The sequence below is a fragment of the Streptomyces sp. NPDC051109 genome (assembly GCF_044455885.1).
GTDB lineage: Bacteria > Actinomycetota > Actinomycetes > Streptomycetales > Streptomycetaceae > Streptomyces.
In genome coordinates, this window is sequence record NZ_JBITFF010000026.1 from 1 (window position 1) to 22,983 (window position 22,983).

The following is a 22,983-nucleotide window of genomic DNA, read 5'->3' on the forward strand; positions in this document are numbered from 1 at the left end:
CTGCACACCTACAATCACCACCGCGGACACACCGCGCTCGCAGGCAAACCACCCGCCAGCCGCGTCCCCAACCTCACTGGGCAATACACCTAGGGGGTGCGGCTCGCGTGCCTGGGGGCGGGGCCGCGCGAGGGCGTCCGGTACTGTCGGCAGGCGATGCACAAGACGCTGATCGTGACCAACGACTTCCCGCCGCGACCGGGTGGCATCCAGGCCTTCCTGCACAACATGGCACTGCGGCTGGATCCCGACCGGATCGTCGTCTACGCCTCCACCTGGAAGCACGGCGCGGAGGGCCGCGAGGCCACCGCCGCCTTCGACGCCGAGCAGCCGTTCCAGGTCGTGCGCGACCGTACGACGATGCTGCTGCCGACCCCGCGCGTGACCCGGCGGGCGGTCGGGCTGCTGCGCGAGCACGGCTGCGAGTCGGTGTGGTTCGGGGCGGCGGCCCCGCTGGGGCTGATGGGCCCGGCGCTGCGCCGGGCCGGGGCCAGGCGGATCGTGGCCACCACCCACGGGCACGAGGCGGGCTGGGCGCAGCTGCCGGCGGCGCGGCAGCTGCTGCGCCGGATCGGCGAGGGCACGGACACGCTGACGTACCTGGGCGAGTACACGCGCTCGCGGATCGCCTCGGCGCTGACGGACCGGGCGGCGGCGCGGATGGTGCAACTCCCGCCGGGGGTGGACGAGAAGACTTTCCACCCCGGGTCGGGCGGTGCGGAGATCCGGGCCCGGCTGGGGCTCTCGGACCGGCCGGTGGTGGTCTGCGTCTCCCGGCTGGTCCCGCGCAAGGGGCAGGACACGCTGATCGAGGCCATGCCGCGGATCCTGGCCGCCGTGCCGGACGCCGTACTGCTGGTGGTCGGCGGGGGTCCGTACGAGGCGGACCTGCGGGCGCTGGCCGTCTCCACCGGGGTCGCGGACTCGGTGGTCTTCACGGGCGCCGTCCCGTGGGCCGAACTGCCCGCGCACTACGGCGCCGGGGACGTCTTCGCGATGCCCTGCCGGACCCGGCGGGGCGGACTGGACGTGGAGGGCCTCGGCATCGTCTACCTGGAGGCCTCGGCGACCGGCCTGCCCGTGGTCGCGGGCGACTCGGGCGGGGCGCCCGACGCGGTGCTGCAGGGCGAGACGGGCTGGGTGGTCCGGGGCGGAGTCCCCGAGGACGCGGCGGACCGCGTGATCGCCCTGCTCCAGGACCCGGAGCTGCGCCGCCGCATGGGGGAGCGGGGCCGCGCCTGGGTCGAGGAGAAGTGGCGCTGGGACCTGCTGGCCGACCGCTTGCGCGAGCTGCTCTGAACGACCCGCGCGGGCGGGTCCGCCCCGGGCACCGCCGGCCGCCCCGGCCGCGCGATTACGCCGACCCGGGCGGGTCGACGGCGCGGCCGTGCACGTGCCGGCGGACACGGAAGGCATGTCTGCGGACGTGCCCGACCGCGGTGCGCCGGCGAGGAGTGGTGAGGACGATGGACGACGTGCTGCGCGGCACCGTGGCCCTGGTGACCGGTGCTTCGAGCGGGATCGGCCGGGCGGCCGCCCTGACGCTCGCCGGAAAGGGCGCCGCCGTCGCGCTCACCGCACGGCGTGCGGAGCGGCTCACGGAACTGGCGGCCCGGATCGAGGCCGGCGGGGGCGCCGCGCTCGTCCTGCCCGCCGACATCGCCGACGAGGCCGAGGCCGCGCGCGTGGTGGAGCGGACGGTCGAGGAGCTCGGGCGCCTGGACACCCTGGTCAACAACGCGGGCCTGATGCTCCTCGGGTACGCGTCCGAGTCGCCCCTCGCCGAGTGGAAGCGCACGGTGGACGTCAACCTGACGGCCCTGATGCACACCACCCACGCGGCCCTGCCGCACCTGGTCGGCGCCGCCGGGAACGGCCCCCGGAAGGTGGCCGACATCGTCAACGTGTCCTCCCTGGCGGGCCGCCGGGCCGCGGCCACGGCCACGGCGTACTGCGCCACGAAATTCGGCGTGGTCGCCTTCAGCGAGGCCCTGCGCCAGGAGCTGGCGCCGCAGCACGTACGGGTCTGCGTCGTGGAGCCGGGCGCCGTGGACACCGAGTTGCGCGGGCACAACTCCCCCGAGATGCAGCAGGCGCTGGAGCAGATGTTCGGGGGCATCGAGCGGCTGGAGGCGCAGGACGTCGCGGACGCGATCGCGTACGGCGTCACGCGGCCGTGGCGGGTCGCGGTGACGGAGATGGTGGTCCTGCCGACCGAACAGGTCTGAGGCCGGGGACGCGTAGGGGATCCGGCCCCCGGCCCCCGGCCCCCGGCCCCCGGCCCCCGGCCCCCGGGCACGGTGATCCTCCGCCACGCCTGACTGTTCCTCAGATGTCTGTCAACACCGCCTCTGGGTGGACGGCCCGATTCCGCCCATGATGCGGCCATGACACCTCAGCTGACGCGCCGTCAATTCCTGGGGATCGGCGCCCTCCAGACCGCTGCAGCCCTCGGCTTCACCCGCATAGGGCTGCAATCGGCCGCCGCCGCCGAGCCCCCGGCCGCGCAGTACGCCCCGGCCATCGTCGTGGGCTCCGGCTACGGCTCGGCCGTCGCCGCCCTCCGGCTCGGGCAGGCCGGCGTACGGACCGTCGTCCTGGAGATGGGCAGGCTCTGGAACACCCCAGGCCCGGACGGCAAGGTCTTCCCCTCCACCTCCGCGCCCGACCAGCGCTCCATGTGGTTCCGCACCCGCACCGAGGCCCCGCTCGCCCAGTTCCTCTGGCTCGACGTCGTCAACCGGGACATCAGCCCCTACCCCGGCGTCCTCGACCGGGTGAACCACGGCGACATGTCCGTCTACGTCGGCCGCGGCGTCGGCGGCGGCTCCCTCGTCAACGGCGGCATGGCCCCGACGCCCCGGCGCTCGTACTTCTCCGAGGTGCTGCCCCGGGTCGACGCCGACGAGATGTACGGCACGTACTACCCGCGCGCCCGCGCGATGCTCGGCGTCAACGACATCGACCCGGGCTGGTTCGAGTCCACGGAGTGGTACCGGTTCGCCCGGATCTCCCGCAAGCACGCCCAGAACACCGGCCTGAGGACCACCTTCGTGCCCAACGTGTACGACTTCGGGTACATGCAGCGCGAGGCCGCCGGCACCGCCACCCGCTCGGCGCTGGCCGGCGAGGTCATCTACGGCAACAACTTCGGCAAGAAGAGCGTCGACAAGACCTACCTCGCGGCCGCGATCGGCACCGGCAACGTCACCATCGAGACCATGCAGCGCGTCGTCGGGGTGCGCCAGGACCCGGCCGGCGGCTACGTGCTCACCGTCCGGACCAGCGATCTGACGGGAAGGGTCACCCAGGTCAGGGAGCTCGGCTGCAAGCAACTCTTCCTCGGCGCCGGCAGCCTCGGCACCACCGAGATCCTGCTGCGCGCCCGCGAGCGGGGCACCCTGCCCGGGCTCAGCGAGAAGGTCGGGCTCGGCTGGGGCCACAACGGCAACATCATGACCGCCCGGGCCAACCACCTGTGGGACACGGTCGGCTGCAACCAGGCCACCATGCCCGCCCTGGGCATCGACGACTGGGACAACGCCGCCAACCCGGTGTTCGCCGAGATCGCCCCGCTGCCGATGGGATTCGAGCACTGGATCTCGATGTACCTGGCCATTACCAAGAACCCCGAGCGCGGGTACTTCACCTACGACGCGGCCACCGACTCGGCGCGGCTGAACTGGCGCCGCGACCAGAACACCCCGTCGGTCCAGGCCGCCAAGAACCTCTTCGACCGGATCAACCGGGCCAATTTCACGATCTACCGGTACGACCTGTTCGGCGACAACAGGAACTTCGCCGACAACTTCACGTACCACCCGCTCGGCGGCTGCGTCCTCGGCCAGGCGACCGACGACTACGGCCGCGCCAAGGGCCACCAGGGGCTGTACGTGGTCGACGGCTCCCTGATCCCGGGCTCGCTCGGGGTGAACCCGTTCGTCACCATCACCGCGCTGGCGGAGCGGAACATGGCGCGGATCCTCGCCGAGGACCCGCGCTAGACGGCGGCCGCGGGCGGCCGCCACCGCGTCTCAGCCCCGGTACAGGGCCTCGATCTCGTCCGCGAAGTCCTTCGCCACGACATTCCGCTTCAGCTTCAGCGAAGGCGTGATGTGACCCGACTCCTCCGTGAATTGGGAGGGCAGAATGCGGAATTTCCGCACCGATTCCGCCTTGGAAACCGCCGCGTTGCCGTCGTCCACGGCCTGCTGGACGGCGGCGATGAGGTCCGCGTCCTCGCGCAGCTCCGCCGCCGTGACCCCGGCCGGCTTGCCGTGCTCCGCGGCCCAGCGGCCCAGGAACTCCTCGTCGATGGTGACCAGTGCGGCCACGAACGGCCGCGCGTCGCCGACCACCATGCACTCCGCGACCAGCGCGTGCGCCCGGATCCGGTCCTCGATCACCGCGGGGGCCACGTTCTTGCCGCCCGCCGTGACGATGAGCTCCTTCTTCCGCCCGGTGATCGCGAGGTAGCCGTCCTCGTCGAGGGTGCCGACGTCGCCGGTGTGGAACCAGCCGTCGGTCAGGGCCTCGGCGGTCGCCGTCTCGTTCTTCCAGTACTCCTTGAAGATGTGTTCGCCGTGCAGCAGCACCTCGCCGTCGTCGGCGATGCGCACCACGGAGCCCGGCAGCGGCTGGCCGACCGTACCGATCTTCGTGCGGTCCCACGGGTTGAACGCGGTGGCCGCGCACGACTCCGTCAGGCCGTAGCCCTCCAGCACCGTGAAGCCGATGCCGCGGAAGAAGTGGCCGAGCCGCTCGCCCAGCGGGGCGCCGCCGGAGATCGCGTACTCGCCGCGCCCGCCGAGGACGGTGTGCAGCTTGCTGTAGACCAGCCTGGAGAAGACCTTGTGCTTCAGCTTCAGGCCGAAGGACGGGCCGCCCGGGGCGTCCAGCGCCCGGCTGTACGCGATGGCCGTCTCGGCCGCCGCGTCGAAGATCTTGCCCTTGCCGTCGGCCTGGGCCTTGGCGCGCGCCGAGTTGTAGACCTTCTCGAAGACGCGCGGCACGCCGAGGATCAGCGTGGGCCGGAAGGACTGCAGCTCATCGGTGAGGTTCTTGATGTCCGGTACGCAGCCCAGGCGGATCGGCGCCAGTACGGCCGCCACCTCCACCAGCCGCCCGAAGACGTGCGCGGCGGGCAGGAAGAGCAGCACGGAGCATTCGCCGGTGCGGAACAGCGGGCTCAGGCGCTCCACCACGTTGCCGCACTCGGCGAAGAAGTTGCGGTGGGTCAGCACACAGCCCTTGGGACGGCCGGTGGTGCCCGAGGTGTAGACGATCGTGGCCGGGTCGTCGGCGTTCGCGAGCGAACTGCGCTCGTCGACCTCGGCGTCGGTGACCTCGCCGCCTGCGGCGTTCAGCGCGGCGAGCGCGCCCTGCTCGATCTCCCAGACCTCGCGCAGTTCCGGCAGCCGGTCGCGCAGCGAGGCCACGGCGGCGCTGTGCGCCGGGCTCTCGACGATCACGGCGACGGCGCCCGAGTCGCCGAGGATCCACTGGATCTGCTCGGGCGAGCTGGTCTCGTACACGGGGACGGTGACGCCGCCCGCGCTCCAGATCGCGAAGTCGAGGAGCACCCACTCGTAGCGGGTGCGGGAGATCAGGGCGACGCGGTCGCCCGGCCGGATGCCGGCCGCGATCAGGCCCTTGGCGGCGGCGCGCACCTCGGCGAGGAACTCGGTCGCCGTCACGTCCTGCCAGCCGCCGTCGACCTTGCGGCCCATGACGGCGGTGTCGGGATGCTGCGCGGCATTGCGGCGGATGAGATCCGTCAGGTTCCCGTCCGACGGGACCTCGTACAGGGCCGGAAGGCTGAACTCGCGCAAGACTGCTGCTCCTCTGGGCGCCATCGCCACCATGTGGACCGACCGGACGTTACCCACCGGTAGTGGGTTCCGGATAGAGGGAACCGGCCAGATGTTCCGTGCGTCACATGACACGGCCGTGCCATGCCGACAGTAGTCGACCCCGTTCAGGACTCGGAAGTAACCGCAGGTAGGCCGCCTGTGCCACCCCCTCTACCCGCGGAACCCGGGCCCCCCTAGGGTGGAGCGCATGGGTGGCAGGAAAAGCAGCACGCGCGTCCACGTCGTCAGCGACGTCCACGGCAACGCCGAGGCGCTCGCCCGGGCCGGGGACGGCGCCGACGCCCTGATCTGCCTCGGTGACCTCGTGCTCTTCCTCGACTACGCCGACCACTCGCGCGGCATCTTCCCCGATCTGTTCGGCGTCGAGAACGCCGACCGGATCGTGGCCCTGCGCACCGACCGCCGCTTCGACGAGGCCCGCGACCTCGGGCGCCGGCTCTGGGCCGGGCTGGACCGGGAACGGCTGATCGAGGGCGCGGTACGCCGCCAGTACGCCGAGATGTTCGCCGCGTTCCCGCAGCCCACGTACGCCACCTACGGCAATGTCGACATCCCGGGCCTGTGGACCGAGTACGCCGGACCCGGTACCACCGTCCTCGACGGGCAGCGGGTGGAGATCGGCGGCCGCGTCTTCGGCTTCGTCGGCGGCGGACTGCCCTCCCCGATGCGCACCCCCTACGAGGTGGACGAGGAGGAGTACGCCGCCAAGGTCGAGGCGCTCGGCGAGGTGGACGTGCTGTGCTCGCACATCCCGCCGGAGGTGCCGGAGCTCTGCTACGACACGGTCGCGCGGCGGTTCGAACGGGGCAGCGAGGCCCTGCTCGCGGCGATCCGGCGGACCAGGCCGCGGTACGCGCTGTTCGGGCACGTGCACCAGCCGCTGGCGCGGCGGATGCGGATCGGCGCCACGGAGTGCGTGAACGTCGGGCACTTCGCCGCCACCGGAAGGCCTTGGGCCCTGGAGTGGTGACCTCCGCACGCACGGTAGCCTGCACGCGGCGGCCGTGGGCCGCACACTTCCTCGAACACTCCCTGGAGGGGCGACCGCCATGGCCGAACACACCAGCTCGAGCATCACGATCGAGGCGGCGCCGGCCGACGTGATGGCCGTGATCGCCGACTTCGCCCGCTACCCCGAGTGGACCGGCGAGGTGAAGGAGGCCGAGGTGCTGGCCACCGACGCGGAGGGCCGCGCCGAGAAGGTCCGGCTGCTGCTCGACGCGGGCGCGATCAAGGACGACCACACCCTCGCCTACACCTGGAAGGGCGCGGACGAGGTCAGCTGGACCCTGGACAAGTCGCAGATGCTGCGCCAGCTCGACGGCTCGTACCGGCTCGCCCCGCTGGAGGGCGGCAAGCGCACCGAGGTCACCTACCAGCTGACCGTCGACGTCAAGATCCCGATGCTCGGCATGATCAAGCGCAAGGCCGAGAAGGTCATCATCGACCGCGCCCTCGCGGGCCTGAAGAAGCGCGTCGAGTCGGCCTGATCCATGCGCATCCTGCTGATCACCGGTCCCGGCGGGGCCGGCCGGACCACCGTGGCGGCGGCCACGGCCGTCGCCGCCGCACGGACCGGGCAGCGGGTGCTGCTGCTCTCCGGGGACCCCGGGGATCCCCTGGCCGCACTGGTCGGGGAACCGGCGGGGGAGCCCGTCGAGGCCGCGCCCGGACTGGCCGCCGTACCGGCCGGCGGGGTCCTGGTGGCCCGCGTGGACTCCGGCGAGGAGTTCCGCCAGGAGCTCGTCGCCCTCCAGGAACGCGGATCGGCCCTCCTCGGCATGGTCGGGGCCCGGCCGCTGGGGGCCGAGGAGCTCACCGAGCTGCCCGGCGCCGAGCAGTTCGCCCTGCTGCGCGCCCTGCGCCGGGCCGCCGCCGCCCCCGGCACCGACCTCGTCGTCGTCGACCTGCCCCCGCTCCACCAGGCCGTGGCCGCCCTCGCCCTCCCCGCCCAGCTGCGCCGCTACCTGGCCCGGCTGCTCCCGGCCGAGCGGCAGGCGGCCCGCGCCCTGCGGCCCGTACTGGCCCAACTGGCCGGCGTACCCATGCCCGCCCAGTGGCTGTACGAGGCCGCCGCGCGCTGGGACGAGGAGCTGGCCGCCGTCCAGGCCGTCGTGGAGGCCGCCGACACCTCGCTGCGGATCGTCGCCGAGCCGGGACCGGGCGCCGACGCCGCGCTGCGGACCGGGCTGCTCGGCCTCGCCCTCGAACAGCTCCCGGTCGGCGCGATCGTCGCCAACCGGATGGTGCCGCAGGGCTCGCCCGACCCGTGGCTGGCCGGGCTCGCCGCCCAGCAGGAGAAGTACGCCGCCCAGTGGGCCGGGGCCGGGTCGGCCGCAGACGTGCCCGTGCTGCCGCTCGGCCACCTCGGGCGGGACCCCGCGGGGCCGGAGGACCTGACCCGGCTGGCCGGGGCGGAGGGGCTCGTTCCGGGGGCCTCCGAGTCCCGGGCGCGGGCCCGCAGCGCGTGGGTGGTCGAGGACAGGATCGCCGACGACGGGGTACTCGTCTGGGTGGTGCCGCTGCCCGGCGCGCACAAGCGGGACCTCGACCTGGTCCGGCGCGGCGACGAGCTGCTGCTCGCGGCCGGCCCGTACCGAAGGATCGTTCCACTGCCCTCTGCGCTGCGCCGCTGCACGGTCTCCGGCGCCGCCCTCGCCGACGGGGTGCTCCGGATCCGCTTCACGCCGGACCCGGACCTGTGGCCGCGCAGGCCCTGAACGTCGAGCAGGCCCTGAACCGCGTACCCCCGTTCGGGTACCGTCGAAGGTAGTACGTACCGCACGCCCAGCAGCTGCCGCAGGAGAGTCCGCCATGAGCGAGGCCACCGACCGTCCCACCGACGACGACGCCTGGGCCAAGGCCTGCGCCGAGGACCTCGCCGCGGAGCAGGAGCGCCGCCGGGCCCGCCAGGGCGCCGGCGAGGGCACCGGGACCGCCGCCGAGGAGCTGTTCAAGCTGTTCGAGGCCGTCGCCGACAAGGTGTCCGGGCTGAACAACCCGCTGATCGGAGCCACAGCCCAGGGCGCCGTACGCCAGTTCGTCAACCAGGCGAAGGCCGCCGCCAAGCCCGTCGTCGAGCGCAACCCCGAGGTCTTCGACCACCTCGCGGCCGCCGGCTCCGAACTGCTCGCCGCGTACCGCTCGGCCGTCGAGCGCCACGAGCGCCGCTGGACCCGGGACGAGCCCGCTCCCGGCTCTCCTCCGGAGGGCCCCTCCGGCGACCGTTCCGACCCCCGCGACGAGGGTGGGAGCGGTCCGACGCAGCGGATCGATCTCGACTGAGACCCCGCTGCCCTCGGGTACCGTTGGCCGTGGCGGGGTTTGACCGGAAACCGAGGGACTAATGGGACTCACCATCGGCGTCGACATCGGCGGCACGAAGATCGCGGCCGGCGTGGTCGACGAAGAGGGCACCATCCTTGAGACGTACAAGGTGCCCACCCCGCCGACCGCGGACGGAGTGACGGACGCGATCTGCGCCGCAGTGTCCGAAGTCAGCAGCAGCCACACCATCGAGGCCGTCGGCATCGGCGCCGCCGGATACGTGGACGACAAGCGCGCGACCGTGCTCTTCGCGCCGAACATCAACTGGCGCCACGAGCCGCTCAAGGACAAGGTCGAGCAGCGCATCGGCCTGCCGGTCGTCGTCGAGAACGACGCGAACTGCGCGGCCTGGGGCGAGTACCGCTTCGGCGCCGGCCAGGGCCACGACGACGTCATCTGCATCACGCTCGGCACGGGCCTGGGCGGCGGCATCATCATCGGCAACAAGCTGCGCCGCGGACGCTTCGGCGTGGCCGCCGAGTTCGGGCACATCCGGGTGGTCCCGGACGGCCTGCTGTGCGGCTGCGGCAGCCAGGGCTGCTGGGAGCAGTACGCCTCCGGCCGCGCGCTCGTCCGGTACGCGAAGCAGCGCGCCAACGCCACCCCCGAGAACGCGGTGGCCCTCCTCGCGCTCGGCGACGGCACCCCCGAGGGCATCGAGGGCAAGCACATCAGCGAGGCGGCGCGGGCCGGCGACCTGGTGGCCATCGACGCCTTCCGCGAGCTGGCCCGCTGGGCGGGCGCGGGCCTGGCCGACCTGGCCTCGCTCTTCGACCCCTCGGCGTTCATCGTCGGCGGCGGCGTCTCCGACGAGGGCGACCTCGTCCTCGACCCGATCCGCAAGTCCTTCAAGCGCTGGCTGGTCGGCGGCGCCTGGCGCCCCCACGCGCAGGTACTGGCCGCGCAGCTCGGCGGCAAGGCCGGGCTCGTGGGCGCGGCGGACCTGGCCCGCCAGGGCTGACACACCCTGTGTTGTCCGAACTGCCCGCCGCGCCCTCTGTGGCACGGCGGGCAGTCTGGCTATGTTGCCGTGCATGCTGCCGAACCCTGTGACGGAACCCGACGGTTCCGCGGTGATCCGAGCCCTCAGCTACAACGTCCGCTCGATGCGGGACGACGAGGAGGCGCTGGCCCGGGTGATCCGCGCCTGCGCCCCCGACCTGGTCTTCATCCAGGAGGCCCCGCGGTTCTTCCGCTGGCGCAAGCACGCGGCGCGACTGGCCGCGAAGACGGACCTGGTGGTGCTGAGCGGAGGCGCCACGGCCGCGGGCCCGCTGCTCCTGTGCTCGATGCGGGCCTTCGTGGAGCGGACGGAGGACGTCCTGCTCCCGCGGACCCCGGGCCTGCACCGGCGGGGCTTCGCCACGGCGGTGGTCCGCTTCGGGGCCGCGCGGGTGGCGGTGCTCAGTGCGCACCTGTCGCTGGACGGGGCGGAACGCCGGGCCCAGGCCGAGCTCTTGCTGGAGCGCCTCACCGCGATGGATGCGCCGTACGGGATCGCGGCCGGCGACATCAACGAGGGCCCGGCCGGGCCCTCCTTCACGAGGCTGGCCGGTGTGCTCCAGGACTGCGGGGCCGTCGCGCCCTGGGGCGGGGGGCCGACATTCCCTTCCCGGGCCCCGGAGCGGCGGATCGACGCCGTCTTCGCCACGAAGGGCGTGGAGGTGCTGGCCTGTGGTGTCCCGGTGGACCTGCCGGGCCTGACCCCCGCCGACCTCGCCGCGGCCACGGACCACCTTCCGGTCCTGGCGGCGCTGGGCCTCGCGGCCCCGACGTAGGAGCGCGGGGGTTTCGGCTCCGCGCAGCGGCACCGAAACCCCCCCGCCGGCACCCGGCGGACGGAGTCCGGCGCAGCGGCGCGCGGGGAAGGCAGCGGCGCGCCGAGAAGGTCAGACCACGGCTCCGCGGCCCGGATCGTCATCCTCGTCGTCGCCCTGCGACATCCGCGCGACGAGCGTCGCGAACCCGCCCAGGAACCCGCCGATCCCCAGCGTCGTGAGCCACCAGGTCATGTCCCACTGCAACAGCACGGCCACGAGCAGCAGCACCGGGCCGCCCACCACCGCCAGCCACGCGAACTTCGCCGTCGTGTCGGCCGGCGGCAGCTCCGGCTCCGGGGGGACGAAGTGCCCCTCGTCCTTCTCGTCCGGCTCCGCCGGCGTGTGGTCCCGGGGGCCGCTCCCGGGCCCCGTACCGCCGACGCCGACGCCGGGCGCGAACACCACCGAGCTGCCCAGCGCCTTCGGCGCCGGCGGAGGCTCCGCCGGCGACTCCGCGGCCGGCTCCGCGGACGGCTCGGCCGGAGGCTCCGGCTCCACGTCCTCCTCCGGCAGCATCAGGTTCTCGATCGGCCGGTACGGCCTGGCCCCCGGCGGATCCGGCGGCTCCTGGCCGTACCCGGCGACGATCGCCGCCCAGGCCGCCTCCTCGTCCAGCGGGGGGACACCCCCCGGGGACTCCTCGTGCTCAGCCACCGCTGGCCGCCCCCTCCCTGCCGACGCTCTCCGCGAGCCGCCCGACGAACGCAAAACTGTCCGCGAAGATCTGCTCCGCGTCATGGTCCAACGTCGCGACGTGGTAGCTCTGTTCCAGCAGGGTCTCGGTGACGTCCGTCGACGAGATCCGGGCGAGGATCCGCGCCGAGTCGGCCGGGTCCACGACGTGGTCCTGCAGGCTGTGCAGCAGCAGTACCGGCTGCGTGACCTGCGGCAGCTCGGTGTCGACCAGCTTCAGGAACTGCCGCAGCGAGGCCGCGGCCCGGGTCGGGACCCGGGTGTAGCCGACCTCGGCGACGCCCGGCTTGGCGATGTCGCTCGCGATGCCCGGCGTGGAGCGCAGGAAGTGCTGCGCGACCGGAAGGGCGAAGGCCATCGGGTCGTTGATCTTGTTGACCGGGTTGACCAGGACGATGCCGCGCACGGCGTCCCCGTGCCGGGCCGCGAGCCGCAGCGTCAGGGCCCCGCCCATCGACAGCCCGAAGACGAACACCTGCGCGCACCGGTCCAGCAGCTCCCGCAGCGCCCGGTCCACCTCGGCGTACCAGTCCTGCCAGCCGGTGAGCTGCATGTCCTGCCAACGCGTCCCGTGCCCGGGCAGCAGCGGCACGGAGACCGTCAGACCCCGCCCGGCCAGGTACTCCGCCCACGGGCGCATGGACTGAGTGGTGCTGGTGAAGCCGTGGCAGAGGAGGACACCGACCTCTCCGCCCTCGTGGCGGAACGGCTCGGCTCCAGGGAGGACGGGCACCAGGGTCTCCTTCGACGGGTGGGGGGTGCGTAGCGCTGTGTGACTTCACCGTACGCGACGGGGGTGACACCGACCAGGGTCGTCGCCTCCTCCGCCCCGAGCCAGGGGTTATGGTCTGTTCGACAGACACAGGAAGGCGCATCAGTTGATCTACGGCGCAATGAAGTTCTCCATCGGGGGGTCCCTGAAGCTCGCCTTCAGGCCGTGGGTGGAGGGCCTGGAGAACATTCCCGCCGAGGGGCCGGCGATCCTCGCGAGCAACCACCTGTCCTTCTCGGACTCCTTCTTCCTGCCGGCCGTGCTGGACCGGAAGGTCACCTTCATCGCGAAGGCGGAGTACTTCACCTCCCCCGGCGTCAAGGGCAAGCTGACGGCCGCCTTCTTCAAGGGCGTCGGCCAGCTCCCCGTGGACCGCTCCGGCGCGCGCGGTGCGGGCGAGGCCGCGGTCAAGAGCGGCATCGAGGTCATCGAGCGCGGGGAGCTGTTCGGTATCTACCCCGAGGGGACCCGTTCACCCGACGGCCGCCTCTACCGCGGCAAGCCCGGCGGACTGGCCCGCGTGGCCCTGGCCACCGGGGCGCCGGTGATCCCCGTGGCGATGATCGACACGGAGAAGATCCAGCCGCCCGGCAAGGTCGTCCCCAAGCTGATGCGCCCCGGCATCCGGATCGGCAAGCCGCTGGACTTCAGCCGCTACCAGGGCATGGACGGCGACCGCTTCATCCTGCGCTCGGTGACCGACGAGGTCATGTACGAGATCATGAAGCTGTCCGGCCAGGAGTACGTCGACATCTACGCGACGGCCGCCAAACGGCAGATCGCCGACGCGGAGAAGGCCGAGAAGGCCGCGAAGGCCGCCGCGGACAAGAGCGCCGACAAGAACGACAAGCACGACAAGAGCGCCGAGACGGCCGCGGAGTAGAGCACGGGCGGCACCGCCCGCACGGGGTGGGGGAGATGGCGAAACGCGAGCGCGTCGTGCGCATGTCGGTCGAGCAGCCGCTGTGGCGGGCGCTGACCGCCTACCGGCTGATCACCATGGTCTACGCGGGCCTGCTGTTCGCCTCGGCGTACCGGGACTTCGACCGGCCCTGGGTCGCGGCCGGCTACCTCGCCGTGCTCGCCGCCTGGACCCTGGCGACCCACCGCCGGGTGGCGAACGCGGCCAGCTGCACCAAGCGCTTCCTCGGCGCCGACCTCACCGTCGCACTCGTCGGCATCCTGCTCACCCCGCTCGCGGACACCCACGCGCGGATCGCCGCGGGCGGCCCCACCCTCCCCTCCATCTGGACTGCGGGCTCCGTCCTCGCCTTCGCCATCAAGGGCGGCTGGCGCTGGGCCGGCTTCGCCTCGACCTTCGTCGCCGTGGCCAACATCGCCGTCCACGGCGGCGAGCCCACCCGCGACACCCTGCACAACGTGCTGCTGGTCTGGGTCGCCTCCATAGCCATCGGGTACGTCGTCGAGGTCGCCCGGGCCAGTGAGGCCACCCTGGCCCGCGCCCTGGAGATCGAGGCCGCCACCCGCGAGCGCGAGCGGCTCGCCCGCGACATCCACGACGGGGTCCTCCAGGTCCTCGCCATGGTCCAGCGGCGCGGCACCGAGCTGGGCGGCGAGGCCGCCGAGCTCGGGCGGATGGCCGGGGAGCAGGAGGTGGCGCTGCGCACCCTGGTCTCCAGCGGGCTGGTGCCCACCTCCCGGATCTGCCGGGACGAGTCGCTCGGCGCGCTGGTCGACGCGTACGAGGTGGAGGAGCCCGGCGCGGACGAGGGCGAGCTGGACCTGCGGAACCTGCTCGCGCCGCATGCCGGGTCCCGGGTCAGCTTCGCCGAGCCGGGTACGCCGGTGCTGCTGCCGGTGCCCGCGGCGAAGGAGCTGGCCGCGGCCGTCGGAGCCGCCCTCGACAACGTGCGCAAGCACGCCGGGGACGGGGCCCGGGCGTGGATCCTGGTCGAGGACTGGGGCGACGAGGTGATCGTGACCGTCCGCGACGACGGGCCGGGCATCCCGGCGGGGCGGCTCGACCAGGCCGAGGGCGAGGGCCGGATGGGCGTGGCCCTGTCCATCCGCGGCCGGCTGCGGGACCTCGGCGGCAGCGCCGAGCTGGTGTCCGTCCCCGGGCAGGGCACCGAAGTGGAACTGAAAGTACCGAGGGGGAGGACCCAGTGAGCAAGACCGCCGAGCCGCAGCCGCAGCCGCACGAGATCAAGGTGATGGTCGTCGACGACCACCCGATGTGGCGGGACGCGGTCGCCCGCGACCTCGCCGCCGCGGGCTTCGACGTGGTCGCCACGGCCGGCGACGGCCCCGAGGCCGTCCGCCGGGCCGTACCGGCCGCCCCCCACGTCCTGGTCCTCGACCTCAACCTGCCGGGCATGCCCGGGGTGCAGGTCTGCAAGGAGCTCGTCGGCGCCGACCCCGCGCTGCGCGTCCTGGTCCTGTCGGCGAGCGGTGAGCACGCCGACGTCCTGGAGGCGGTGAAGTCCGGGGCCACCGGCTACCTGCTGAAGTCCGCGGGCGCCCAGGAGCTGATCGACGCCGTGCGCCGCACCGCGGCCGGCGACCCGGTGTTCACCCCCGGCCTGGCCGGGCTGGTGCTCGGCGAATACCGGCGCCTGGCCACCGACCCGGCGCCCGCCGCCCCCGACGAGCCGAAGGTCCCCCAACTGACGGACCGGGAGACCGAGGTGCTGCGGCTGGTGGCCAAGGGCCTCTCGTACAAGCAGATCGCGGAGCGCCTCGTCATCTCGCACCGCACGGTGCAGAACCACGTGCAGAACACCCTGGGCAAGCTCCAGCTGCACAACCGCGTCGAGCTCGTCCGGTACGCGATAGAGCGCGGCCTCGACGACGCGTGACGGGACGTTCACCGTCTCGTACCTCGTACGCATGTCCTCGTACGAGTGAACGGTGAAACGCAACACCCCGTGATTCCAGCGGAATTGACCCTTCCCGGGCCCTTGCTGTGACCTGAGTCACCACTAGCGTGACCGCCATGCGGGCTCGGTGGGCCCTGTGGCGAAGGGAGATTCCATGAAGGTCGGAGTGCTGACGGGCGGCGGCGACTGCCCCGGTCTCAACGCGGTCATCCGGGCCGTCGTCCGCAAGGGCGTCCAGGAGTACGGGTGCGACTTCGTCGGGTTCAAGGACGGCTGGCGCGGCGCGGTCGAGGGCGACACCGTGCCGCTCGGCATCCCCGCCGTCCGCGGCATCCTGCCGCGCGGCGGCACCATCCTCGGCTCCTCGCGGACCAACCCGTTCAAGCAGGAGAACGGGGTCCGGCGGATCAAGGAGAACCTCGCCAAGTACGAGGTCGAGGCCCTCGTCGCGATCGGCGGCGAGGACACCCTGGGCGTGGCCGCCAAGCTGTACGGGGAGTACGGCATCCCGTGCGTCGGCGTCCCGAAGACCATCGACAACGACCTGTCGGCCACCGACTACACCTTCGGCTTCGACACGGCGGTGGGCATCGCCACGGAGGCCATCGACCGGCTGCACACCACGGCCGAGTCGCACATGCGGGTGCTGGTCGTGGAGGTGATGGGCCGGCACGCCGGATGGATCGCCCTGCACTCGGGGCTGGCGGGCGGCGCCAACGTCATCCTCATCCCGGAGCAGCGCTTCGACCTGGACCAGGTGTGCGCGTGGGTGACCTCCCGGTTCAAGGCGAGCTACGCGCCGATCGTGGTGGTCGCGGAGGGGGCCATGCCCAAGGACGGGGAGATGGTGCTGAAGGACGCCACCACCGACTCGTTCGGGCACGTCCGGCTGTCCGGCGTGGGGGAGTGGCTGGCCAAGGAGATCGAGGCGCGGACCGGCAAGGAGGCCCGGACCACGGTGCTCGGGCACATCCAGCGCGGCGGCACGCCGAGCGCGTTCGACCGGTGGCTGGCCACGCGGTTCGGGCTGCACGCGATCGACGCCGTGCACGAGGGCGACTTCGGGAAGATGGTCGCGCTGAAGGGGACGGACATCGTGCGGGTGCCGATCGCCGACGCGACGGCGAAGCTCAAGACGGTGGACCCGGCGCTGTACACGGAGGTCGGGGTGTTCTTCGGCTGACCCGGAGCGGTGGGCGGACCGCGGGTCGTACCGGACGCCGGGTGACGGAACGACCCGTGGTCCGTCGGGCCGTGCACGGCACGGCAGACCGTACGGAACGTGGCGGACCACGCGGCGGGGCGCCGCTCGGAGCACACGCTGTCCCCCGAGCGACGCGAGTTGGCCCCGAGTTCACGCGGGGGCCATGTGTGTGGCGCGGTCGCATGGCCTAGATTCGCCCCCGTGGACATACCTCCCGCGGGTCGCTGGATCCTGCTGGCCCTCGCCGCGATACAGCTCGTGTACGCCGTCCGGGCCCTGCGGCCCGCGCTCCGCTCCCGGCCGGGGCGGCGGGTGGACCCGTGGCTGGCGTTCGGGGATCACGCGGCCGGCGTGGCGGTGTCACTGGCGCTGGCCTCCGGGAACGTCACGGCCTTCCTCGTCGCCATGGCGGTGCTCGGCCCCCTCCTGGCCGCCCGGCTGGTACGGAGCGCCGCCGCCCGCCGCGAGAAGCCGACCCCGGCCTGACGGCTCCCGCCCGAAGGCCCCCGCCCGGCGGCCCCGCCGCGCGGAGCGGCCCCCGCGCAGCGGACCCGGCCTACGCCGGGGCGGCGGCGCGGAGTCCCGCCAGCAGCTCGTGCAGCAGCTGCGCCCCGCCCAGGGTGAGGACGGACTCCGGGTGGAACTGGACTCCCGCGAAGGCGGGGGCCCGCAGGGCGTGGACCTCCGCCGTCGCCGGGTCGCGGGAGACCTCCACGCCCCCTGCGGACAAGCGGGCGGCCACCTCGTCGGGGCAATGGGCCGTGTACGTGTTGTAGAAGCCCACCACCTCCTGCCTGCCGAAGAAGTCGATCCGGGTCTGCGCCCCCTGCGCCGGCTCCGCCTTGCGGATCAGCGGCAGGCCCAGTTCGGCCGCCAGCAGCTCATGGCCCAGGCAGACGCCGAGCAGGCCGTACCGGTGTCCCGCGAGGAGTTCGCCGGCCAGTGCGCGCAGCATCCGCATCTTCGGGTCGGCGGCGTCCGCCGGGTTCCCCGGCCCCGGGCCCATGACGATCGGGCCGGTCCACGACAGGGCCGCCTCCCGCAGCCCGGGGTCGTCGTAGCGGCGTACGGTCACCTCCAGCCCCGTCACCCGCAGCACGTGCGCCAGCATCGCCGTGAAGGTGTCCTCGCCGTCCACCACCAGGGCGTGGCCGGTCACGGCCGCCGGCCGCTCCTGCATCCGCAGCCAGAACGGGGCCAGGTCCGCCCTCCGGGCCGCCAGGGCGGCCCGGACCCGCGGGTCCTCCCCGAGCCGCGCCCCTTCGGAGGCCGCCCGCGGCGCCGCCGGGCGCACCCCGAGCGCCGCCAGCACCCCCGCCGCCTTCGCGTGCGTCTCCGCGACCTCGCCCGCCGGATCCGAGTGCCGCACGAGCGTCGCCCCCACCGGCACCCGCAGCGCGCCGTCCGCCGCGATGTCCGCGGTCCGGATCAGGATCGGCGAGTCCAGCGTCTGGGACCCGGAGGCGTCCAGGCCCAGCAGGGCCAGCGCCCCCGCGTAGTAGCCGCGCCCGCCCGCCTCGTACCGCTCGATCACCCGGCAGGCGTTCTGCACCGGCGACCCGGTCACCGTCGCCGCGAACATCGTCTCGCGCAGCACCTCCCGTACGTCCAGTGAGGAGCGGCCGCGCAGCTCGTACTCGGTGTGCGCGAGGTGCGCCATCTCCTTCAGCCGCGGCCCGACGACGACCCCGCCCCGGTCGCCGACCGTGCACATCATCTTGAGCTCCTCGTCCACGACCATGGACAGCTCCTCGGTCTCCTTGCGGTCTCCGAGGAAGGCGAGGAGGGACTCGGCGGTCGGGCCCCCGGCCGGATGGCGGTACGTCCCGCTGATCGGGTTCATCACCACCGTGCCGCCGGACATCCGTACGTGTACCTCCGGGCTGGCCCCCACCAGTGTGGGGTCCCCGGTGTGGACGACGTACGTCCAGTACGCCCCCCGCTCGCCCACCAGCAGCCGCCGGAACAGGGCGAGCGCGTCGGCCCGCCCGAAGCCCTCGATGCGGCCCCCGTACGTGCGCCGGATGACGAAGTTCGCCCCCTCGCCGCGGCCGATCTCGTCCCGGACCACGCGCTCGACGGTGGCCGCGTACTCCGCGTCGGGCACGTCGAAGCCGCCGCCCCGGACCCGCACCGGGTGCTCCGGCAGCGCGGCCAGCGCCTGCGCGAGGGGGATCTCGTACGCCTCCTCGGCGGTCAGCACGGCCAGCGGCGTGCCGTCGTCGCGCACGTCGAACCCGCGCTCGCGGATCTGCCGGAACGGGACCAGGGCGAGGGTGGGCAGCTCCCGTACGGGCAGCTCGGCGAGGCGCCCGGCCTCGTGCACCGGGCCGATCAGCACCTCGACGGTGTCGTGGTCGCGGCCGGGGGTCCGGCGGCGCAGCAGGGCGAACGGCGGGCAGGGCCCGTCGTCGAGCAGGCGGCGGAGCGGGTCGGGGGTGCTGCTGGGTTCCATGGGCTGGCGTCCTTCTCCGTGAAGCGGGGTGAAGGAGGAGCGGCCGGGCCCGGAAAACACCGAAGGCCGCCCCTCGGGCGGCCTTCGCGTCGTGCGTGTCAGTGGGTACGCGCGAGAAGTGGGCCGCCGGGAGCGGGCCACCACCAGTTCTGGTTCGAGTGCGCGTACACGCCGCCGACGATAGCCCACCCGCGAGGCGGCCTGCGAGCCCCCACGGGTCCGCAGAGACACCCGTCTCACGAAGTGGGCACCGGGCTGGACGTGGGGCAAGACGCCGTAATGTGTACGAGGTGACCGTGAACGCTGAAACCCAAGCCCCCGCCGCCAAGGCGACCTGGCGAGACCTTCCCGCGGCGCAGCAGCCTTCGTACCCCGATGCCGAGGCACTGCGCGCTGTCGTCGCGGACCTCGAGTCGTATCCTCCGCTCGTTTTCGCGGGTGAGTGCGACCAGCTGCGCGCCCGTCTGGGAGCCGTCGCCAGGGGCGAGGCGTTCCTGCTGCAGGGCGGCGACTGCGCCGAGGCCTTCGACGCCGTGTCCGCCGACCACATCCGCGCCAAGCTGAAGACGCTGCTCCAGATGAGCGCCGTCCTGACGTACGCGGCGTCCGTGCCCGTCGTCAAGGTCGGCCGCATCGCCGGCCAGTACTCCAAGCCGCGCTCCAAGGACACCGAGACCCGCGACGGCGTCACCCTGCCGACCTACCGCGGCGACTCCGTCAACGGCTTCGCCTTCACCGAAGAGGCCCGGATCCCGGACCCCGAGCGGCTGAAGCGCATGTACCACGCGTCCGCGTCGACGCTGAACCTGGTGCGCGCCTTCACCACCGGTGGTTACGCCGACCTGCGCCAGGTGCACGCCTGGAACCAGGACTTCGTGAAGTCCTCCCCCTCCGGGCAGCGCTACGAGCAGCTCGCGCGGGAGATCGACAACGCGCTGAACTTCATGAAGGCGTGCGGCACCGACCCGGCGGAGTTCAAGGCCGTCGAGTTCTACGCCTCCCACGAGGCGCTGCTGCTCGCCTACGAGGGCGCGCTGACCCGTACGGACTCCCGCACCGGGAAGCTGTACGACACCTCCGGCCACATGGTCTGGATCGGCGAGCGCACCCGCCAGCTGGACCACGCGCACATCGAGTTCTGCTCGCAGATCGCCAACCCGATCGGCATCAAGCTCGGCCCGACCACCACCGTGGACGAGGCGCTGACGTACATCGACCGCCTGGACCCGGAGCGTGAGCCGGGCCGGCTGACCTTCGTCGTCCGCATGGGCGCCGACAAGGTCCGCGACAAGCTCCCCGAGCTGGTCGAGAAGGTCACGGCCTCGGGCGCGACCGTCGCCTGGGTCACCGACCCGATGCACGGCAACACCTTCGAGGCGGCCTCCGGCCACAAGACGCGCCGCTTCGACGACGTGCTCGACGAGGTCAAGGGCTTCTTCGAGGTCCACAAGGCCCTGGGCACGCACCCGGGCGGCATCCACGTCGAGCTCACCGGTGACGACGTCACCGAGTGCGTGGGCGGCGGCGACGAGATCTTCGTCGACGACCTGCACCAGCGCTACGAGACGGCCTGCGACCCGCGGCTCAACCGCAGCCAGTCCCTGGACCTGGCCTTCCTCGTCGCCGAGATGTACCGCGACCAGTAGGCGGATCAGTACGTAGGTAGCTACGACGGTGGGGCACGGATCGATGTGATCCGTGCCCCACCGTCGTTTCCAGGGCTTTTCGGTACGCCTTGCTTTGGGTACGGTTAGGTAAGCCTCACCGAATACGGGATGGCTGCAGAAACCATTCCTGTCAGGGAGGTGAACCGCGTGTACGTCTGCTCTTGCTTCGGTGTCACCGACAAGCAGGTCAAGGACCACGCGGCCGCCGGGGCCTGCACCCCGCGCCAGATCGCCTCCGTCACCAAGGCCGGCACCGACTGCGGATCCTGCGTGCGCACCATCCAGGGCATCCTGGGCCGCGGGGCCTGCCCGCGCCGGGAGCTGCTGGAGAAGGGGAACGCGGCCGCCGTGCTGGCCGCCGACCCGGAGCTCGCGGAAGCGGCGTAGGGCCCGGCCCGGGGCTCAGCTGTCCGGCTGCTCGATCTGCTGCGCGAGGTAGAGCGGCTCCCCGATGCTCTCGATGAGCTCCAGCTGGGTGTCGAGGTAGTCGATGTGGTGCTCCTCGTCCGCCAGGATGTCCTCGAAGAGCCGCGCCGAGGTCACGTCGCCCTTGCCGCGCATCACCTCGATCCCGCGCTTGAGGCGGTCGATGGCCTCGACCTCGACCTGCCGGTCCGCCTGGAACATCTCCGTCAGGGTCTGACCGACCCGTACGTGGAACAGCCGCTGGTAGTTCGGCAGCCCGTCCAGCATCAGGATGCGCTCGGTGATCTTGTCCGCGTGCTTCATCTCGTCGATGGACTCGGCACGGGTGTAGTTCGCGAGCTTCGTCCAACCCTTGTTGTCCTGGATCCGGTAGTGGAGCCAGTACTGGTTGATCGCCGTGAGCTCGCCGGTCAACTGCTCGTTCAGAAACTCGAGGACCTCGGGGTCGCCCTGCATCGCAGAGGCTCCTTCCAGGCAATGTCAGCAACGTGACGGGGCTGGGGGTGTCGCCCCAGCCGTGACTGGGGGAGTGCGCGCATCCTCGCACCGCCGCAAGGGGTCGTCCAGTAAGTGCCTCCTTAGTGTGAGTTGGTGTGACTTGCCCGTATAGGGGCATACCTGGTCGTGACCACCCTGCCGCGTCTGTCACCATGGAGGCATGGGTCAGCCGGAAAGCCGGGAATCTCCGGGAGCAGAGCAACTGGAGCTTCCTCCGGGGCAGCGGCTGCAGCGCGGCTGGCCGGTCACCCACTACGGCCCGGTCCCCAAGTTCAAGCCGGACCGCTGGGAGTTCCGCGTCTTCGGGGCCACCGCCGACGGCGAGAAGCACTGCTGGAACCACGAGGAGTTCACGGCCCTGCCGTTCGAATCGGTCGTGGCGGACCTGCACTGCGTGACGAAGTTCAGCATGCCGGGCGCCGAGTGGGGCGGGGTCCTCGCCCGCGAGATACTCGCCCTGGCGCCGCCGTCGCCGCAGGTCACGCATGTGATGGTGTGGGCCGAGTACGGCTTCAGCTCCAATCTGCGGCTGGCCGACTTCGCCTCCGACCGGACCGTCTTCGCCACCCACGAGGGCGGCGAACTGCTCACCGCCGAACACGGTTTCCCGGTACGGCTCGTGGTGCCGCACCTGTACGCGTGGAAGGGCCCGAAGTGGGTCCGCGGCATCGAGTACATGACCGCCGACCGCCGCGGCTTCTGGGAGGAGCGCGGCTACCACAACATCGGCGACCCCTGGCGAGAGCAGCGCTACTCGTACCAGGAGGAGCCCGGGGACGGCCCCGAGCTCTAGGGGGTCCGCCCGCGCCTGTCAGTGGTACCGGTGGACGACCGCGTGGCCCTTGCCGCGGCCGATCAGCCACTTGTTGACCGGCGTCGTCACGACGAAGGCGAGCGCGAGCGAGATCGCCAGTGCGGTCCAGAACAGCGCCTCCGAGAGGCGCGCGTCCATCGCTCCGGGCCAGAGCGCGATCACACCGTTGTCGATCAGCTCCATGACGGCGATCGAAAGGGTGTCCGCCGCCAGCGCCACCCGGACGGCCGCACGCAGGTCCACGCCCGCGGCGAGGATCCCGCGCAGAGTGAGCGCGTAGCCGAAGAAGAACGCCAGGATGATCGCAAGGATCATCGTCGGAACGTTTCCCCAGCCCAGTGCCGTGCCGATGACCATGCCGAGCACCTCGCCGATGGCGCATCCGGTGAGGCAGTGGAGGGTGGCCCGGGCGGCCATGGCCCAGCTCGCCCCGCCGTGGCCGGCGTGGCCGGCGTGGTCGTCCCGGTGTTCGCGGGACGAGCGGTGCTCGTGTTGCTGGTGCTGCGCGTGCTGCTGGTGCTGCTCGTCTGCATGTTCGTGTTCCATCGGAACCCCCTGGGAACGCCGGATAACGGTCCTGCGCACAGCAGAACC

The 22,983-nt window shown here is 72.5% G+C and carries 23 protein-coding genes; 17 read left to right on the top strand and 6 right to left on the bottom strand.

The features are described from left to right. The first annotated feature begins 156 nt into the window (after positions 1–156). The 3 genes from ACIBAD_RS32570 (at position 157) to ACIBAD_RS32580 (ending at position 4,004) form a co-directional block, all read left to right on the top strand. The gene (locus ACIBAD_RS32570; RefSeq protein ID WP_134075108.1) at positions 157–1,299 is read left to right on the top strand and encodes a glycosyltransferase family 4 protein; all 1,143 of its coding nucleotides are present in this window, start codon (positions 157–159) and stop codon (positions 1,297–1,299) included. A 167-nt stretch (positions 1,300–1,466) separates the two neighbouring features. Continuing rightward, positions 1,467–2,228, top strand: a complete 762-nt coding sequence (locus tag ACIBAD_RS32575; protein ID WP_398910340.1) for an SDR family NAD(P)-dependent oxidoreductase — start codon at positions 1,467–1,469, stop codon at positions 2,226–2,228. Positions 2,229–2,387: 159 nt separating this feature from the next. After that, the gene (locus ACIBAD_RS32580) at positions 2,388–4,004 is read left to right on the top strand and encodes a GMC oxidoreductase (protein ID WP_398910342.1); all 1,617 of its coding nucleotides are present in this window, start codon (positions 2,388–2,390) and stop codon (positions 4,002–4,004) included. Between the two features lie 30 nt (positions 4,005–4,034). Here the strand turns inward: ACIBAD_RS32580 and ACIBAD_RS32585 are convergent, their stop codons facing one another. Continuing rightward, entirely contained in the window at positions 4,035–5,831 is a 1,797-nt protein-coding gene (locus tag ACIBAD_RS32585; RefSeq protein WP_398910344.1) for an AMP-dependent synthetase/ligase, read from the bottom strand. A gap of 229 nt (positions 5,832–6,060) precedes the next feature. Here ACIBAD_RS32585 and ACIBAD_RS32590 point away from each other — a divergent pair, with 229 nt between their 5' ends. From ACIBAD_RS32590 to ACIBAD_RS32615, 6 genes are all read left to right on the top strand, one after another. Continuing rightward, positions 6,061–6,843: a metallophosphoesterase gene (locus tag ACIBAD_RS32590; protein ID WP_398910346.1), complete on the top strand. Its 783-nt coding sequence runs from the start codon at positions 6,061–6,063 to the stop codon at positions 6,841–6,843. Positions 6,844–6,922: 79 nt separating this feature from the next. Continuing rightward, on the top strand, positions 6,923–7,363 hold the full coding sequence (locus ACIBAD_RS32595; protein WP_134075105.1) for an SRPBCC family protein: 441 nt from the start codon (positions 6,923–6,925) through the stop codon (positions 7,361–7,363). 3 nt (positions 7,364–7,366) lie between these two features. Next, the gene (locus ACIBAD_RS32600; RefSeq protein WP_134075104.1) at positions 7,367–8,593 is read left to right on the top strand and encodes an ArsA-related P-loop ATPase; all 1,227 of its coding nucleotides are present in this window, start codon (positions 7,367–7,369) and stop codon (positions 8,591–8,593) included. Between the two features lie 94 nt (positions 8,594–8,687). Continuing rightward, positions 8,688–9,158 (top strand): DUF5304 domain-containing protein, encoded by a 471-nt coding sequence (locus ACIBAD_RS32605; protein ID WP_398910349.1) that lies wholly within the window; start codon positions 8,688–8,690, stop codon positions 9,156–9,158. 61 nt (positions 9,159–9,219) lie between these two features. Then, the gene (locus ACIBAD_RS32610; protein WP_134075102.1) at positions 9,220–10,161 is read left to right on the top strand and encodes an ROK family glucokinase; all 942 of its coding nucleotides are present in this window, start codon (positions 9,220–9,222) and stop codon (positions 10,159–10,161) included. A gap of 73 nt (positions 10,162–10,234) precedes the next feature. Further along, positions 10,235–10,978 carry an endonuclease/exonuclease/phosphatase family protein gene (locus ACIBAD_RS32615; RefSeq protein ID WP_398910351.1) on the top strand — a complete coding sequence of 248 codons (744 nt, stop codon included), beginning with the start codon at positions 10,235–10,237 and terminating at the stop codon, positions 10,976–10,978. Positions 10,979–11,089: 111 nt separating this feature from the next. On the opposite strand, the gene ACIBAD_RS32620 is transcribed toward ACIBAD_RS32615, so the two are convergent. Together ACIBAD_RS32620 and ACIBAD_RS32625 are read right to left on the bottom strand one after the other, a co-directional pair. Continuing rightward, complete coding sequence (locus tag ACIBAD_RS32620) at positions 11,090–11,674, bottom strand: hypothetical protein (protein ID WP_398910353.1); 585 nt, start codon at positions 11,672–11,674, stop codon at positions 11,090–11,092. Then, positions 11,667–12,446, bottom strand: a complete 780-nt coding sequence (locus ACIBAD_RS32625) for an alpha/beta fold hydrolase (protein ID WP_208329138.1) — start codon at positions 12,444–12,446, stop codon at positions 11,667–11,669. The genes ACIBAD_RS32620 and ACIBAD_RS32625 overlap by 8 nt, the downstream gene beginning before the upstream one ends. Before the next feature lie 160 nt (positions 12,447–12,606). Here ACIBAD_RS32625 and ACIBAD_RS32630 point away from each other — a divergent pair, with 160 nt between their 5' ends. The 5 genes from ACIBAD_RS32630 to ACIBAD_RS32650 all read left to right on the top strand — a co-directional run bounded on the left by ACIBAD_RS32630 (position 12,607) and on the right by ACIBAD_RS32650 (position 17,015). Further along, positions 12,607–13,368, top strand: coding sequence for a lysophospholipid acyltransferase family protein (locus ACIBAD_RS32630; protein WP_398910413.1), 762 nt, complete (start codon positions 12,607–12,609; stop codon positions 13,366–13,368). A 35-nt stretch (positions 13,369–13,403) separates the two neighbouring features. Continuing rightward, positions 13,404–14,615: a MacS family sensor histidine kinase gene (macS, locus tag ACIBAD_RS32635; RefSeq protein WP_134075097.1), complete on the top strand. Its 1,212-nt coding sequence runs from the start codon at positions 13,404–13,406 to the stop codon at positions 14,613–14,615. Positions 14,616–14,659: 44 nt separating this feature from the next. Next, positions 14,660–15,304 carry a response regulator transcription factor gene (locus ACIBAD_RS32640; RefSeq protein ID WP_134075812.1) on the top strand — a complete coding sequence of 215 codons (645 nt, stop codon included), beginning with the start codon at positions 14,660–14,662 and terminating at the stop codon, positions 15,302–15,304. A 175-nt stretch (positions 15,305–15,479) separates the two neighbouring features. Continuing rightward, positions 15,480–16,508, top strand: a complete 1,029-nt coding sequence (locus ACIBAD_RS32645) for a 6-phosphofructokinase (protein WP_134075096.1) — start codon at positions 15,480–15,482, stop codon at positions 16,506–16,508. A gap of 222 nt (positions 16,509–16,730) precedes the next feature. After that, complete coding sequence (locus ACIBAD_RS32650; protein WP_134075095.1) at positions 16,731–17,015, top strand: hypothetical protein; 285 nt, start codon at positions 16,731–16,733, stop codon at positions 17,013–17,015. A gap of 70 nt (positions 17,016–17,085) precedes the next feature. Here the strand turns inward: ACIBAD_RS32650 and ACIBAD_RS32655 are convergent, their stop codons facing one another. Then, complete coding sequence (locus ACIBAD_RS32655; protein WP_398910356.1) at positions 17,086–18,984, bottom strand: anthranilate synthase family protein; 1,899 nt, start codon at positions 18,982–18,984, stop codon at positions 17,086–17,088. A gap of 281 nt (positions 18,985–19,265) precedes the next feature. Here ACIBAD_RS32655 and ACIBAD_RS32660 point away from each other — a divergent pair, with 281 nt between their 5' ends. Continuing rightward, a complete protein-coding gene (locus ACIBAD_RS32660; RefSeq protein ID WP_398910358.1) occupies positions 19,266–20,630 on the top strand; it encodes a class II 3-deoxy-7-phosphoheptulonate synthase in 1,365 nt (454 codons plus the stop codon). A 168-nt stretch (positions 20,631–20,798) separates the two neighbouring features. Then, positions 20,799–21,038, top strand: a complete 240-nt coding sequence (locus tag ACIBAD_RS32665) for a bacterioferritin-associated ferredoxin (protein WP_398910360.1) — start codon at positions 20,799–20,801, stop codon at positions 21,036–21,038. A 15-nt stretch (positions 21,039–21,053) separates the two neighbouring features. Here the strand turns inward: ACIBAD_RS32665 and bfr are convergent, their stop codons facing one another. Beyond that, on the bottom strand, positions 21,054–21,533 hold the full coding sequence (bfr, locus tag ACIBAD_RS32670) for a bacterioferritin (protein ID WP_134075091.1): 480 nt from the start codon (positions 21,531–21,533) through the stop codon (positions 21,054–21,056). A 202-nt stretch (positions 21,534–21,735) separates the two neighbouring features. Between bfr and ACIBAD_RS32675 the strand changes: the two genes are divergently transcribed. Next, complete coding sequence (locus tag ACIBAD_RS32675) at positions 21,736–22,368, top strand: sulfite oxidase-like oxidoreductase (RefSeq protein ID WP_134075090.1); 633 nt, start codon at positions 21,736–21,738, stop codon at positions 22,366–22,368. A gap of 18 nt (positions 22,369–22,386) precedes the next feature. On the opposite strand, the gene ACIBAD_RS32680 is transcribed toward ACIBAD_RS32675, so the two are convergent. Further along, complete coding sequence (locus ACIBAD_RS32680) at positions 22,387–22,935, bottom strand: DUF4396 domain-containing protein (protein WP_398910363.1); 549 nt, start codon at positions 22,933–22,935, stop codon at positions 22,387–22,389. Between the last annotated feature and the right edge of the window lie 48 nt (positions 22,936–22,983).

Bases quoted from the DNA above. Each gene is read 5' to 3' on its own strand.
- ACIBAD_RS32570 (WP_134075108.1), top strand. From the start codon at position 157: ATGCACAAGACGCTGATCGTGACCAACGACTTCCCGCCGCGACCGGGT.
- ACIBAD_RS32590 (WP_398910346.1), top strand. From the start codon at position 6,061: ATGGGTGGCAGGAAAAGCAGCACGCGCGTCCACGTCGTCAGCGACGTC.
- ACIBAD_RS32615 (WP_398910351.1), top strand. From the start codon at position 10,235: ATGCTGCCGAACCCTGTGACGGAACCCGACGGTTCCGCGGTGATCCGA.
- ACIBAD_RS32680 (WP_398910363.1), bottom strand. From the start codon at position 22,935: ATGGAACACGAACATGCAGACGAGCAGCACCAGCAGCACGCGCAGCAC.
- ACIBAD_RS32655 (WP_398910356.1), bottom strand. From the start codon at position 18,984: ATGGAACCCAGCAGCACCCCCGACCCGCTCCGCCGCCTGCTCGACGAC.
- ACIBAD_RS32675 (WP_134075090.1), top strand. From the start codon at position 21,736: ATGGGTCAGCCGGAAAGCCGGGAATCTCCGGGAGCAGAGCAACTGGAG.
- bfr (WP_134075091.1), bottom strand. From the start codon at position 21,533: ATGCAGGGCGACCCCGAGGTCCTCGAGTTTCTGAACGAGCAGTTGACC.
- ACIBAD_RS32595 (WP_134075105.1), top strand. From the start codon at position 6,923: ATGGCCGAACACACCAGCTCGAGCATCACGATCGAGGCGGCGCCGGCC.
- ACIBAD_RS32645 (WP_134075096.1), top strand. From the start codon at position 15,480: ATGAAGGTCGGAGTGCTGACGGGCGGCGGCGACTGCCCCGGTCTCAAC.
- ACIBAD_RS32575 (WP_398910340.1), top strand. From the start codon at position 1,467: ATGGACGACGTGCTGCGCGGCACCGTGGCCCTGGTGACCGGTGCTTCG.
- macS (WP_134075097.1), top strand. From the start codon at position 13,404: ATGGCGAAACGCGAGCGCGTCGTGCGCATGTCGGTCGAGCAGCCGCTG.
- ACIBAD_RS32630 (WP_398910413.1), top strand. From the start codon at position 12,607: ATGAAGTTCTCCATCGGGGGGTCCCTGAAGCTCGCCTTCAGGCCGTGG.
- ACIBAD_RS32610 (WP_134075102.1), top strand. From the start codon at position 9,220: ATGGGACTCACCATCGGCGTCGACATCGGCGGCACGAAGATCGCGGCC.
- ACIBAD_RS32605 (WP_398910349.1), top strand. From the start codon at position 8,688: ATGAGCGAGGCCACCGACCGTCCCACCGACGACGACGCCTGGGCCAAG.
- ACIBAD_RS32640 (WP_134075812.1), top strand. From the start codon at position 14,660: ATGGTCGTCGACGACCACCCGATGTGGCGGGACGCGGTCGCCCGCGAC.
- ACIBAD_RS32580 (WP_398910342.1), top strand. From the start codon at position 2,388: ATGACACCTCAGCTGACGCGCCGTCAATTCCTGGGGATCGGCGCCCTC.
- ACIBAD_RS32600 (WP_134075104.1), top strand. From the start codon at position 7,367: ATGCGCATCCTGCTGATCACCGGTCCCGGCGGGGCCGGCCGGACCACC.